This window comes from Planotetraspora phitsanulokensis (genome assembly GCF_016863295.1).
Taxonomy (GTDB): domain Bacteria; phylum Actinomycetota; class Actinomycetes; order Streptosporangiales; family Streptosporangiaceae; genus Planotetraspora; species Planotetraspora phitsanulokensis.
Map to the genome: position 1 here is coordinate 21,167 of NZ_BOOP01000018.1, position 13,728 is coordinate 34,894.

The 13,728-nt window shown below is 70.7% G+C and carries 10 protein-coding genes; 7 read left to right on the forward strand and 3 right to left on the reverse strand.

Annotated features, from left to right (window positions below; translation table 11 throughout):
• Positions 1–28: 28 nt before the first annotated feature.
• Positions 29–1,861 (reverse strand): translation elongation factor 4, encoded by a 1,833-nt coding sequence (lepA, locus tag Pph01_RS18840; protein WP_204074430.1) that lies wholly within the window; start codon positions 1,859–1,861, stop codon positions 29–31.
• A 129-nt stretch (positions 1,862–1,990) separates the two neighbouring features.
• Between lepA and Pph01_RS18845 the strand changes: the two genes are divergently transcribed.
• The 6 genes from Pph01_RS18845 to Pph01_RS18870 all read left to right on the forward strand — a co-directional run bounded on the left by Pph01_RS18845 (position 1,991) and on the right by Pph01_RS18870 (position 10,581).
• On the forward strand, positions 1,991–3,010 hold the full coding sequence (locus Pph01_RS18845) for a glycoside hydrolase family 18 protein (protein ID WP_204074431.1): 1,020 nt from the start codon (positions 1,991–1,993) through the stop codon (positions 3,008–3,010).
• Positions 3,011–3,223: 213 nt separating this feature from the next.
• Positions 3,224–3,496, forward strand: coding sequence for a 30S ribosomal protein S20 (gene rpsT, locus Pph01_RS18850; RefSeq protein WP_204074432.1), 273 nt, complete (start codon positions 3,224–3,226; stop codon positions 3,494–3,496).
• A gap of 325 nt (positions 3,497–3,821) precedes the next feature.
• Positions 3,822–6,470 (forward strand): FtsX-like permease family protein, encoded by a 2,649-nt coding sequence (locus tag Pph01_RS18855; protein ID WP_204074433.1) that lies wholly within the window; start codon positions 3,822–3,824, stop codon positions 6,468–6,470.
• Positions 6,467–8,959 carry an ABC transporter permease family protein gene (locus Pph01_RS18860; protein ID WP_204074434.1) on the forward strand — a complete coding sequence of 831 codons (2,493 nt, stop codon included), beginning with the start codon at positions 6,467–6,469 and terminating at the stop codon, positions 8,957–8,959. Before Pph01_RS18855 ends, Pph01_RS18860 begins: the two co-directional genes overlap by 4 nt.
• Complete coding sequence (locus tag Pph01_RS18865) at positions 8,937–9,890, forward strand: ABC transporter ATP-binding protein (RefSeq protein WP_204074435.1); 954 nt, start codon at positions 8,937–8,939, stop codon at positions 9,888–9,890. Before Pph01_RS18860 ends, Pph01_RS18865 begins: the two co-directional genes overlap by 23 nt.
• On the forward strand, positions 9,883–10,581 hold the full coding sequence (locus Pph01_RS18870; RefSeq protein WP_239116830.1) for an ABC transporter ATP-binding protein: 699 nt from the start codon (positions 9,883–9,885) through the stop codon (positions 10,579–10,581). The genes Pph01_RS18865 and Pph01_RS18870 overlap by 8 nt, the downstream gene beginning before the upstream one ends.
• On the opposite strand, the gene Pph01_RS18875 is transcribed toward Pph01_RS18870, so the two are convergent.
• Positions 10,576–11,841, reverse strand: a complete 1,266-nt coding sequence (locus Pph01_RS18875; protein ID WP_204074436.1) for an MFS transporter — start codon at positions 11,839–11,841, stop codon at positions 10,576–10,578. The genes Pph01_RS18870 and Pph01_RS18875 overlap by 6 nt on opposite strands.
• Positions 11,842–11,908: 67 nt before the next feature.
• Here Pph01_RS18875 and Pph01_RS18880 point away from each other — a divergent pair, with 67 nt between their 5' ends.
• Positions 11,909–12,421 carry a MarR family winged helix-turn-helix transcriptional regulator gene (locus Pph01_RS18880; RefSeq protein ID WP_204074437.1) on the forward strand — a complete coding sequence of 171 codons (513 nt, stop codon included), beginning with the start codon at positions 11,909–11,911 and terminating at the stop codon, positions 12,419–12,421.
• Between the two features lie 291 nt (positions 12,422–12,712).
• Here the strand turns inward: Pph01_RS18880 and holA are convergent, their stop codons facing one another.
• Entirely contained in the window at positions 12,713–13,678 is a 966-nt protein-coding gene (holA, locus tag Pph01_RS18885) for a DNA polymerase III subunit delta (protein ID WP_204074438.1), read from the reverse strand.
• Positions 13,679–13,728 lie beyond the last annotated feature (50 nt).

Sequence of the window (13,728 nt, forward strand, 5' to 3'; positions counted from 1 at the left end):
TTCCGACGGTCCCGGCCCCGCTGACGCGCTACTTCTTGGCCTTGTCCGCGGCGCCGCCGGAGTCGGTGGACAGCGCCGCGACGAAGGCCTCCTGAGGCACCTCGACCCGGCCGACCATCTTCATGCGCTTCTTGCCTTCCTTCTGCTTCTCCAGCAGCTTGCGCTTACGGCTGATGTCGCCGCCGTAGCACTTGGCGAGGACGTCCTTGCGCATGGCCCGGATGTTCTCCCGGGCGATCACCCGGGCGCCGATGGCGGCCTGGATGGGCACCTCGAACTGCTGCCTCGGGATGAGGTCCTTGAGCTTCTTGGCCATCTCGACCCCGTAGGCGTAGGACTTCTCCCGGTGGACGATGGCGCTGAAGGCGTCGACGGGCTCGCCCTGCAGCAGGATGTCGACCTTCACGAGATCGGCGTCCTGCTCGCCCGACGGCTCGTAGTCGAGGGAGGCGTAGCCACGCGTCTTGGACTTGAGCTGGTCGAAGAAGTCGAAGATGATCTCACCGAGCGGCAGGGTGTAGCGGATCTCGACCCGGTCCTCCGAGAGGTACTCCATGCCCATGAGGTTTCCCCGGCGGCCCTGGCACAGCTCCATGATCGCGCCGATGAACTCGGAGGGCGCCAGCACCGTGGCCTTCACCATCGGCTCGTAGATCTCGGCGATCTTGCCACCGGGGAACTCCGACGGGTTGGTGACCACGAGCTCCTTGCCGTCCTCCATGATCACGCGGTAGATGACGTTGGGCGAGGTGGAGATCAGCGAGAGATTGAACTCCCGCTCCAGCCGCTCCCGGACGATCTCCATGTGGAGCAGGCCGAGGAAGCCGCAGCGGAAGCCGAACCCCAGCGCCGCCGACGTCTCAGGCTCGTAGACCAGCGCGGCGTCGTTCAGCCGGAGCTTGTCGAGAGCCTCACGCAGCTCGGGGTAGTCGTCGCCGTCGATCGGATAAAGCCCGGAGTAGACCATCGGCTTCGGGTGGTCATAGCCGCCGAGCGGCTCGGTGGCGGGCTTCACCGCGCTGGTCACCGTGTCGCCGACACGCGACTGGCGCACGTCCTTCACGCCGGTGATGAGGTAGCCCACCTCGCCGACGCCGAGGCCCTTGTCGGACGGCACGGCCTCCGGCGAGATCACACCGATCTCCAGCAACTCGTGCTGCGCCGTGGTGGACATCATGAGCACCCGCTCGCGCTTGGACAGGTGCCCGTCGATGACGCGGACGTAGGTCACGACACCCCGGTAGGTGTCGTAGACCGAGTCGAAGATCAGCGCGCGAGAGGCCCGGTCGGCGTCGCCGACGGGGGCCGGGATGTGCTCGACGACGTGGTCGAGCAGCTCCTTGACCCCGACGCCCGTCTTTCCCGACACCCGCAGGACGTCGCCGGGGTCGCAGCCGATGAGTCCGGCGATCTCCTCGGCGTACTTGTCCGGCTGCGCGGCGGGCAGGTCGATCTTGTTGAGCACCGGGATGATGTGCAGGTCGGCGTTCATGGCCAGGTAGAGGTTGGCCAGCGTCTGCGCCTCGATGCCCTGGGCCGCGTCGACCAGCAGGATCGCACCCTCACACGCCTCCAGCGACCGCGACACCTCATAGGTGAAGTCGACATGGCCGGGAGTGTCGATCATGTTGAGCACGTGGCCGTCCCACGGGAGCCGGACGGCCTGCGACTTGATCGTGATGCCGCGCTCGCGCTCGATGTCCATCCGGTCGAGGTACTGCGCGCGCATGGACCTGTCGTCGACCACGCCGGTGAGCTGGAGCATCCGGTCGGCGAGAGTCGACTTGCCATGGTCGATGTGCGCGATGATGCAGAAGTTGCGGATCAACGCGGGGTCGGTCTGGCCAGGCTGGGTGCGCACCGAAGTCCGTTTCAACAGAGTTCAACAAGGTGGGTGTGTGCCCGATCGGCCGAACCGCCTCGCCTCACGCTCAGCGCGCTCTCCGGTCGGGGCTGGCGAAGCAGCCACCCTCCATGGTGGCATGTCCGGATGCTTGCCTTGACCATCAGAGGGACCATCAGGCACGTTACCCGCTGGGCGGTGATCGTCCTGGCCGTTCTGCTGGCCCTGGGACTGACCGCCGCGGCCGCGCTGCGGATCGAGTTCACCGGCTCTCCAGCGGCCTGGGCGAGGACGACGGGGCACGACGCCCTGTGGATGGGGCACGCCTGGGTGGACGGGAGGAAGACCGCCGCCGACGTCGACGCGCTGGCCGTCCGATTACGGCAGAGCGGGATCCGGGACGTCTACGTCCACAGTGGCCCGTTCGAGGCCGACGGCACGCTCCGCGCCGACAGATATCCCGGCGCGGCGGACTTCCTGAAGTGGTGGCGGGAGAAGCTGCCCGGAATCCGGGTGTCGGCCTGGCTCGGCCAGGTCGTGGACGACGACGTCGAGGGCAGCCTGGACCTCGCCGACCAGCCGACCCGGGCGAGGATCGTCGCCGGGGCGAAGGCGCTGGCCGATCTCGGATTCGACGGCGTCCACTACGACTTCGAGCCCGTCCAGGACGGGGACCGGTCCTTCTTCGACGTGCTGACCCGGACCCGCCAGGCCATCGGCGCCAAGCTCCTGTCGACGGCCACGCAGCAGATCGAGCCCCTGCCCGGCATGCGGTTCCCCCTCCGCCTCGCCGTGGGCCACGACAAGTACTGGACGCCCGGCTACTTCCGGCAGGTCGCGGACCTCACCGACCAGGTCGCCATCATGACCTACGACTCCTGGACCCCCCTGCCGTCGCTCTACGGCGGCCATGTCGTACGGCAGACGAAACTGGCCATGGGCCTGGTACCCGAGAACAAGACCATCCTCATCGGCGCGCCCGCCTACCACGACCACATCGTCGCCCTGAGCGACTTCGCCGAGAGCGTCGCGTCCGCGGCCGACGGCGTCAGGCTCGCCCTCACCGAGGACGGCCCGCGATCCAACCTGGGCCTCGCCCTCTATGTGGACTTCGCGGCCACGGAGGAGGACTGGAAGGAGTACGAGACGGCCTGGGTCCGGCCCTGATCGACGGCCGCCGCGATCATGGCCGCTCCCGGAATCGCGGATCCGGCTTCAGCCCCTGTCAGGCCGGCGCACTGTAGGATTCAGACGCAGGCCGTGGCTCATGCGCGATTTGAGCGCCGAGCAGGGCTGTTGATACTCTGTTTCTCTGCGTGTGGCGCGCCCTCTCTCGAGCCCGCGCGCCCCATCCGACCAAGACTTCACCGAGGCTTCTTCGTGGCGAACATCAAGTCCCAGATCAAGCGCAACAGGCAGAACGAGAAGGCCCGGCTGCGCAACAAGGCCGTCAAGTCGTCCCTGAAGACGGCTGTCCGCAAGTTCCGTGAGACCGCGGACCAGGGCGACGTCGAGGCGACCGTGGCAGCCCTCCAGGCCGCCTCCCGTCAGCTCGACAAGGCCGTCAGCAAGGGCGTCATCCACAAGAACCAGGCCGCCAACCGCAAGTCGGCGATCGCCAAGCGCGCCGCCGCTCTGCAGGCCGCCAAGTAGCGTTCTAACGGGCGTCCACGCCGCATCCCACCTTCGGGATGCGGCGTTTCGGCGTTCCCGCTCTGAGCCCACCGGTGCCCCATCCGGCCCCGGCCGTGGTTCCACCCGGCCCCGCCGGGCTCCGCACTGCCGGGGTCCACACCCCCGGGAAGGCCGCCGCTCCGCCGGGCTCCCAGAAGGCGGACACTAAATGTCCAAATTATGTCTCGATTTCGATATCACAACGGCATCCCCGCACCGTATCGGCTCGATTACTGATCATCCGCTGCCCCTCCCGAATGCCTAGAGTGACAAGCTCTGTATTCGGCGCGCACAGGGACGGTTCATGCGGGGGCGAACACCGATGGTCATCCGGCGCGCGCTGAGCGAGCCACTGCTGCTGGTCGCGGCACTCGGGTCGGTCCTGCTCGCCACGACCACCCTCGTCGCGCTCATGGTCTACGCGGTATCCGTCACCGAGGACGGCGTACGCCGGGCCATGGAGACCGCCCCGCTGTCCACTCGCGCGGTCACGGTCACCACCTCGGTCACGGCACGTGACTTCACCCGGATCGACGGGCTCGTCCGCAAGCAGGTCGCCGATCACTTCGGGGGCGTGCCCGCGCAGATGACGTCGAGCACGCTTTCGGACTCCTACGCCATGCCGGGCCAGGAGAAGGCCGAACGCCCAGAACTGACCAGATTCGCCACATACGAGGGCCTCGACCAGAATGCCACGCTGCTCAGCGGGAAGTGGCCGGCGGACGGCGGCGCATCGACGCGGATCGTCCAGGCGTCGATCTCCGAGGCCGCCGCCCGCGCGATGAGCCTGTCGGCGGGCGACCGGCTCAGCGTCGTAGGGCGGCTCGACGGCCGTCGGGTCACGGTGCAGATCACGGGGGTGTTCCGTCCCGGCGACCTGTACGGTTCCAGCGGCATCGGCGACGAGTTGCTCGTGTCGGGCGTCCAGAACGCCGACTACACCACCTACGGCCCGCTCGTCGTGTCCGCCGGCACCTTCCTCGACCGGTTCACCACGTCGGTCTCCGCGAGCTGGCACGCCGTACCCGATCTGGGCGGCCTTCCCCGGGAGCAGCTGGCGTCCTTCGCCGGATCGGTCGCCGCGATCGAGCCGGCGGTCAGGACCGACTGCCCGGACTGCACGTTCTCGAGCCTCCTGCCCGGCATGCTCACCCAGCTTGACCGGGCCGCCCTGGTGGCCCGCTCGACCATGCTCGTCCCGGTCCTGCAACTGCTGGTCCTCGCGGCCTACGCCCTGACGCTCACCGCCCGTCTCCTGTCCGACCACCGGACGATGGAGGTCGCGCTGCTCCGGTCGCGAGGCGGCGGCTCGGTCCGCCTCGCCGTACTGGCCGGGGGCGAGGCGCTGCTGGTCGCCCTGCCCTGTGCCGTCGCGGCGCCGTTCCTCGCGCCCGTCCTGCTCCAGCTGACCAGCGCGACCGACGTACGGCTCTCGCCGCCGTCGACGGCGGCCATGCTCGCGGTCTCGGCAGCGGTGGCGCTGGCCTGCGCCGTCCTCCTGGCGCTGCCCGCCATCAGGAGCACCCGCCGCACCTACATCGAGGAACGCGGATCGCGCGGCCGCGGAGCACGTCAGGGGATCCTCCAGAGGGCCGGCGCCGACGTGGTGCTGCTCGTGCTGGCCGCGCTCGCGATCTGGCAAATGCGCCACTACGGCGCGCCGGTGACCTCGACGGCGGGTGGCGGCCTGGGGATCGACCCGCTGATCGTGGCGGGGCCGGCGCTCGCCCTGCTCTGCGGAGGAATGCTCGGCCTGCGCCTGCTCGGCCCGATCTCGGCCCTCGTCGAGCGGCTCACCGCACGCGGCACCGGGCTCGCGTCGGCCCTCGGGTCGCGCCAGGTGAGCCGGCGCCCGACCCGATACTCCGGCCCCACCCTGCTGCTGACCATGGCGGTCGCCATCGGGGTGCTCTCGCTCGCCACGGGCTCCACCTGGCGGGCGTCCCAGGACGACCAGGCGAGGCACCTGGCCGGCGCCGACCTCCGCGTGGCCGTCCCTCCGGGAGGCGACGGCAGGGAGTCGACCTACAAGACGTTGCCCGGAGTGACCGCCGTGACCGGCGTCCACCGGAGCGTGGCGTCCATGGGCGGCGGCGACGTCACGCTCCTCGGCGCCGACGCCGCGAAGCTCGGCACGATCATGCTGCTGCGGCCCGACCTGTCGGCGACCCCGCTGGCCGCGCTGACCTCACGGCTCGCACAGCCGGGCACGGCGCTTCCGGTCGTGGTCACCTCCGGCCTGGCCCAGCTCAGGACGATCACGATCGGCTCCCAGGCCGTCCCCGTCCACGTGGTGGGAACGACCGCCTCCATGCCCGGCACGGCCGCCGGGACCCCTGCCGTGCTCGCCGATCTGTCGGCGTTGCGGGCGGCGAAGGTCCCCCGGGAGGCCACGGAATGGTGGATCTCCGTCAAGGATCACGACACCTCGCGTGCGGTGGCCGCGCTGGGGACGAACCCCGAGGAGACCGTGACCGATCTGGCCGCGCTCGACCGGCAACTCGGCGGCGACCCGCTGGCGGCAGGGCTCCAGGGGGCGCTGACGCTCGGCTTCGCCGCCGCACTCGCCTTCGCACTGCTGGGCTTCCTCGTCAACGCGGCGGTGTCCGCCAGAGAACGCCGGGCGGAGTTCGCCCTGCTCAGAGCACTCGGCGTGACCTTCAAACAGATGATCGCCCTGCTGGCGGTCGAGCAGTCGTTCGTCATCGCGCTTTCACTGGCGGGCGGAGTCCTCCTCGCGGGGATCGTCGCCGCGGTCGTGGTGCCGGCCATCGTGCTGACCGGGCAGGCGACCGCCGTCACGCCCCCGGTGCTGCTGGACGTCCCGTGGCCGACCGTGGCCGCTCTCATCCTGATCATCATGGTGAGCCTCCTGGTGGTGGTCGGCGGGCTGGCGCGGTCGCTGCACCGGCGGGGACCAGGCGGCGTGCTGCGATCCGGGGAGGACCGATGATCAGGCTGCTGAACGCCCACAAGGGCGTGGCGGCGCTGCTCGCCGTGCTGGTGCTGAGCGTCTCGCTGCTCGTCGCGGCCCTTCCCCGGGCGCTGGAGGCGTCATATGACGAGGGCGCCCAGCGGCTTCTGTCGAACTCGCCCCCGCAGCTCACGTCGCTCGGCGTGGTCCTGTCCACGAGCTACTGGGCCGAGCCGCTGGCGACCGTCCAGCAGACCGTCGCGAAGGACGACGACTGGCGCGCGGAACTCCCTCCCGCTCTGCGGCAGGTGACGACCGACGAGAAGCTGATCAGCATCGAGTCCGAGCGCATGCGGATCTCGAACAAGCGCAATCACCACCTGACTCTCATGTGGGTCTCCACCGCCGACTCCGCCGTCCGCTACGTCGAGGGCAGGCCGCCGGGCCCCAGGAAGGGGACCAGGTTCGACGTCGCCTTCGCCTCGTCCGTGGCCGCGGAAGTCGGCATCAAGGTGGGCGACGTCCTCCGACTCGACGGTCTCACCGCGAGGGTCACCGGGCTGTATGAACCGGTGACCGCCGCCAAGGCGTTCTGGGCCCACTACGACGCGCTCGGCCGGGTGATCAGGGCGCTCCCCGTCGGGGCTCAGGAAGAGCAGATGTATCTCGCGGGCCTCACCGACGGCGGCAGCGTGGCGTCCCAGCAGACCAAGCGGGTCTACCACTGGTACATGACCGTGAAGCCCGACGCGGTCACGGCCCGCAACGCGGAAGCCGTACGCGCCGGGGTCACCGATTTCAGAAACCGCGTCTCCGACAGCGGCTCCGGCATCTCCCTGTCCACCAACCTCGACCGGCTCCTGACGCAGTTCCTGGACAGGCTCGCACTGACGCGGACGCTGATGGCGGTGCTCCTCGGCGGCCTCATCGTGGTCTGCGCCGCCACGATCGCGCTCGCCGTACGTCTGCTCGCCGAACGCGTACGCGGCGACCTCGCCCTGATGCGCGCCCGCGGCGCCTCGCTCCGCCAGGTCACCCTCGCGGGCACCGGAGTGGCCGCCCTCATGGCCGTGCCCGCGGCCGTCATCGGGTACCTGATCTCCTTCGCCGTACCGGGGCCGGTCACGCCGATCGTCCACATCGGGCCCGCGCTCCTCGCCCTGGCGGCCGTCGCCTTCTGCGCCGCCTGGGTGGCGGGCGCGCACCGCAAGCCTCTGGACCAGCGCAGGGACGACATCGCGACGGCGCGGCCCTCCCCGCGGCGGATCGCCATGGAGGTGCTCGTGGTCGCGCTGGGCGTGGGAGGCGTGCAACTGCTGCGCACCCGCGGGCTCGGCACCGGCGACCCGCTCCTCTCGCTGGCTCCGCTTCTGCTCGCCCTCGCCGCCGCGATCGTGACGCTGCGGGTCTATCCCCTGCCGCTCAGGCTGTTGGTCCGGCTGACCGCGCGCGGCCGCAACGCCTCGTCGTACCTGGGCCTCACCATGGCGGCGCGCGCTGCGGCGGGCGTGGCGCTGCCCGTGCTGGCGCTGCTTCCCGCCCTGTCCATCGGCGCGTACGGCGCGGCCACCGTGCAGAGCATCGACACCGCCCAGCGGCAGGCCGCCTGGCAGATGATCGGCGCGGAGATCCGGGTGGAAGTGGATCGGGACATCCCCACCACCCTGGTGGAAGAACTCCGGCGGACACCTGGCGTGGACGCGGTGGTGCCGGCCTCCGTAGGCCCGATCACCGCCGAGGTGGGCTTCCACGGGACTCCGGCGACCGTGGTCGCGGTCGACCTGGAGGCCTACCGGCGACTGGTCGCCGGCAGCCCGCTGACCGTGCCCCGTGTACCGGGCTCCGGAGCGCTCGTCACCCGCGGCCTGTCCGCCATGGCGAGCTTCGACATCAGCTGGCCGACGCACATCACCGTGGTGCCCAAGGGAACCGTCGCGTCGTTCCCCGGCGTGGACATCGCGGGGCAGGAGCTCATCGTGGTTCCCGCCATGGCAGGAAAGGCCAACACCCTGCTCGTCCGCGGGGACGCCGATGCGGTCAGAGCAGCGGTCAAGACCGGGATACCGTCCGGCGCCGTGGTCAGGACCGTGAACGGGGCGCTCGACGACGTCGCGGCTGAGCCGCTCGCGTCCGCGCTCGTCACCGGCCTGTGGGTGGTCAGCCTCGCACTCGCCGTGTACGCGCTGGTCGGCGTGGCCATCGCCTTCGTGTCCCGCGCACCGGAGCGTGCCCGGGCTCACGCGCTGCTCGCCGTGCTCGGCCTGACCGGACGGCAGGCGAGGATCCTCACCGTCCTGGAGGTGACCCCGCTGCTCCTGCTGACGACCTGCGCGGGGTTCGCCCTGGGCATCGGCCTGCCCGCACTGCTCGGAGCGGGGGTCGACCTGGCGGCCTACGCGGGCCTGCCGGCCGGCACCCCGTCGCTCACCTCGGCAACGCCCGCGCTGGTGTTCGCGGCCGGCGTCGCCCTCATCGCCCTCGTAGGCTCCTACCTTGGAGGTGGTCATGCCAAGTCTGGCCGATCTTGAGGCCCAGGCGGGAGCGACACGTCCCGCCTTCGGCGAGAACGCGCACATCCTGTGCGACAACCTGGTCCGCATCTACAAGACCGAAGGCTCGTCTCGTGGCTCCGATCGGAGCGCCGCCGTCGAGGTGGTCGCTCTGCAGGGCCTCGACCTGCTGATCGACAAGGGTGAGCTGGTCGCCATCGTGGGCGCGTCCGGCTCGGGCAAGTCGACTCTCCTCAACGTGCTCTCGGGGCTCGACATCCCGACCGCGGGCCTGGCCCGCGTCGCCGGCATGGACCTGCTGTCGATGACCTCCCGCGACCGGCTGCGTTTCCGCCGCTCCATCGTGGGATTCATCTGGCAGCAGACGGCGCGCAACCTCCTGCCGTACCTGACCGCGCGGGAGAACGTCACGCTCCCGATGAAGCTGGCCGGCCGCCGGGCCGACAAGTCACGGGCCGGCGACCTGCTGGAGCTTCTCGGCGTCGCCGACTGCGCGGGCCGGCGGCCCGGCGAGTTGTCCGGCGGCCAGCAGCAGCGGGTCGCCATCGCCGTGGCCCTGGCCAACTCCCCCGAGGTGATCCTCGCCGACGAGCCGACGGGAGAACTCGACAGCGACACCTCCGAGGAGGTCTTCGCCGCCCTGCGCGGCGCCAACCGGGAGCTTGGCGTCACCTGCGTCATCGTGACCCACGACCCGACGGTGTCGGAGCAGGTGGACCGGACCATCGGCATCCGCGACGGGCGCACGTCGAGCGAGACCCTGCGCCGCACGTCACAGGACGGCGGGGTGATCGCGGAGGAGTACGCCGTGCTCGACCGCGCCGGCCGCCTTCAACTGCCCCGGGACTTCATGAACGAGCTGGAGATGGAGCGCCGGGTGCGCCTGGAGCTCGAACGGGACCACATCGGAGTGTGGCCGGCCGATCGCGAGGATGAGCCGAATGACTGAGCCGCTGGTCGTCGTAGAGGGCCTGCGCAAGACCTACCAGAAAGGCCCCAAGGAGGTCGCCGCGCTGAAGGACGTCTCGTTCGAGGCGTTTCCCGGCGAGCTGATCGCCATCAGGGGACGCTCCGGCTCGGGCAAGACCACCCTTCTCAACCTCGTGGGCGGGCTGGACCGGCCGGACGCGGGGCGGGTCTCCATCGCGGGCCGTTCCGTCACGGACATGGCGGAGTCGGGGCTGGTGCAGCTGCGCCGGGACGTGATCGGGTTCGTCTTCCAGAGCTTCGGCCTGGTGCCGGTGCTCTCGGCGGCCGAGAACGTGGGCGTGCCGCTCCGGCTGGCGAAGGCGGCTCCGCGGGAGCGCGACGAGCGGGTTCAGGTGCTGCTTTCTCTGGTCGGCCTGGCCGATCACGTCAACCAGCGGCCCTACGAGCTGTCCGGCGGCCAGCAGCAGCGGGTGGCGATCGCCCGTGCCCTGGCCAACCGGCCGCGCGTCCTGATCGCCGACGAGCCGACCGGGCAGCTGGACTCCCACACGGCTCGTCAGATCATGGAGCTGATTCGCGCCCTCGTGCGGAGCGAGGGGGTCACCGCGATCGTCGCGACGCACGACCTCGGCCTGATCGCGCTGGCCGACCGGGTGCTCGAACTGCGTGACGGCGTGCTCGTGGAGGCCGTCCCCCAGGCCGCCTCATAGGTCCGCGGTTCGCGACCGGCTCGCGGCCGTGCCGGGTGCGGGTGTGCCGGGTGCGGCCGCGTCCGGCTTGGCGGCGACGTCCGCGGGCCCGCCGTCGTGATCCGTACGTGCGCGGACCTCGGGCAGGGCGACGACGGCCAGGTTGACCGCGGCGACGAGCACCGCGGCGGTGAGCAGCGGAATCGCGGTCCCCGTCCAGGCTGCGAGCGGAGCCGCGACGGCGAGCCCGAGTGGCCGAGCGACGAACGAGATCAGCGCGTCGAACGACCCGACCCGGCCGAGCGCCTCCTGCGGGATCCGCCGCTGCATGACGGTGTCCCACAGCGGGATCAGCAGGCCGAGGCCGAACATCGCGACGAAGTAGGCGCACGCGACCACGACGAGCGGCGCCGGGATCGACAGGGCCACCAAAGGGACCGCGTAGAGAGCGGCTGAGCAGTTCGTCACTGCGAGCGGGCGCGCGATCGGAAGCCTCGGCGCGAGGAGGACGCCCACGACCGTCGCCACGGTGCCGGCCTGGGCGATGACGATCCACGCGGACTCTCCGCCCAGGCTGCGCACGGCGATGACGGGGCCGAGAGTGAGCAGGAATCCCGCGCAGAGGTGCCACACGCCGTGACCGAGCACGCTGGTGAGGAACCACCGGTGGCGCCTGGCCTCACGCCAGCCCTCATGCAGGTCGGCCAGGAAGCGCCCTCGCGGACTGCTGGGCGCGGTCGTGACGATCCCACCCAAGGTGAGAGCCGAGCCGGCGAACAGCACCCCCGTGATCACGAACGACCAGCCCGCACCGGCCCAGAGGGTGAGCCCTCCGGCGAGGGCGGGTCCGCCGATCTGGGCGAATCCGTTGACCATCCCCAGCCGCGCATTGAGCCTGAGCCTCCCCTCGGGCGGGGCCACCGCCACGACCAGTGGTGAAACCGCCGGAATTCCGAACGCCACGGCCACACCGGTCAGCGCGGCGAGCCCGGCGATCTCGCCGACCGAGGGATCACCGAGAAGGAGCCTCGCGCCGATCACCGTCTGGGTCGCGCATCGCGCCAGGTCCGCGACGAGGATGACGCGTCTCGGCGGCAGCCGGTCCGCCACCACCCCGCCGATCGGCAACAGCAGCACCATCGGAATCGTCTCCGCGGCGAGCACGATGCCGAGATCGACAGCCGAGCCCGTGGCCCGGATGACGGCGAGCGTCAGCCCGGTGGGGATGAGCGCGGTGGCCAGGGCGGCGACCGCCCGTCCGATGAGGAGTCGAGCAATCATGCCGGCAAAACTAATTCGTCAACGAATAATTCGTCAACAAAATATACCCTGGCGTATGATCGGAAAGGTGGACGACTCGGTGGACCGGCACATCGCCCGCTGGCGGGGCAAGACGCCCTTCGACGAACGGGTGGAGGCGATCGTCACCAGGCTGCAGTTCCTGGTGAGGCATCTGTCGCGGAGCAAGGACACCGCGCTCGCCATGGTCGGCCTCCAGGATTTCGAGTTCGAGACGCTCCATCGGCTGGCCTCGCGGGGTGAGCACGGGCGAGCCACCCCGTCAGAGCTCTCGGCCGACCTCAAGCTTTCGCCGGCCGGCATGACGGGCCGGCTCGACACCCTGGAGAAGGCCGGTCTCGTGCGGCGCGTCCGCAGCGAGGAGGATCGCCGGCGGGTGGACGTCGAGCTCACCGAAGAGGGCCGTGCTACTTGGCTGAGGGCCATGGACGTGCGAGGTGAGGCCGAGGAGGACATGGTCGGCGTTCTCACCACCGCCGATCAGGATGTGCTCGCCGCTCTGCTCAAGCGGATGCTGCTCCAGGTCGAGGAGCCCGGCCCTCATGAGGCCCCGGAGGAGTGAGCCCGGCCGCCGGTCGGCGGCGGACGCCGGACGGCGAGGGAGGCGACACGGCGAGGGAGGCGACAGGGCCACCAGCGCAGGCGGCTCGGCCGTTCGTGGCCCTCGGCGATATGTCCGGCAGGTCCAGTGACTCAGCGATTCAGCAGCTCAGCGACTCAGTGGCCCAGCAGCTCAGCGGCCCAGCAGCTCAGCGACTCAGCGGCCCAGCAGCTCAGCGACTCAGCGGCCCAGCGGCCCAGCGGGCCAGTGACTCAGCGGCTCAAGGGCCCAGTAGCCCAGCGACTCAGTGGCTCAGCGACCGGTACGGCTGGCGACGATGACCTGGACGGCGCGCTCCAGCGCGTACCCCGGATCCGTGCCGGCACCCTTGACCTGCTCGTCGGCCGAGGCGACCGCCTGCATGGCGATGGAGATGCCCTCCGGCCCCCATCCGCTCAGCTGGCGCTTGACCCGGTCGATCTTCCATGGGGGCATCCCCACATGGCCGGCGAGCTGGGCTCCGCGCAGGTTGCGTGGCGCGCCCCCCACCTTCGCCAGTGAGCGGAGGCCGCCCGCGAGGGCGCTGACGATCAGGACCGGCGCCACCCCGGTGGCCACGGCCCAGCGGAGCTGCTCAAGCGCCTCGCCGAGTCGCCCTTCGATCGCGAGATCGGAGATGGCGAAGCCGGTGACCTCGGCCCGGCCCCGGTGGTAACGGGCGACCGCGGCCTCGTCGATGGTCTTCCCCGAGGTGTCGAATGCCAGCTGGCCACAGGCGGCGGCCAGCTCGCGCAGGTCGCTGCCCACGGCGTCGAGCAGAGCCTGGGCGGCGGCGGGGGCGATCGAGCGGCCGTGCCTCCTGACCTCGGCCTTGATGAAGTCGAGCCGCTCCCCCGGTTTCGTCGGCTTGGCCACCGTGACGACCTCGGCGCCCGCCTTCTTGACGCCGTCGACGAGGGCCTTCCCCTTGACCCCGCCGGGGTGGGCGAGGATCAGCACGGTGTCGTCCGCCGGGTGCGCGGTGTACTTCACGATCTCGGCGATGACGTCCTTCTGGAGGTCCTGCGCCGACCGGATCACGACGACTGACCGGTCATCGAAGAGGGACGGCGAGGCGAGCTGGGCCAGCTCCCCGGTCTCGACCTTCCCTCCCACGAGGTCGTGCACCTCCGCCTCCGGATCGGCGTCGCGCACCGCCGAAACGACGGCCCCGACGGCTCGGTCCACGAGGAACTCCTCATCGCCGACGACGAGGGTCACGGGAGCTGGATTCGCCATGTCTGGCAGCATGCCACGCCGCGCCGGGTGTGGCACATCCCGCGGTACAC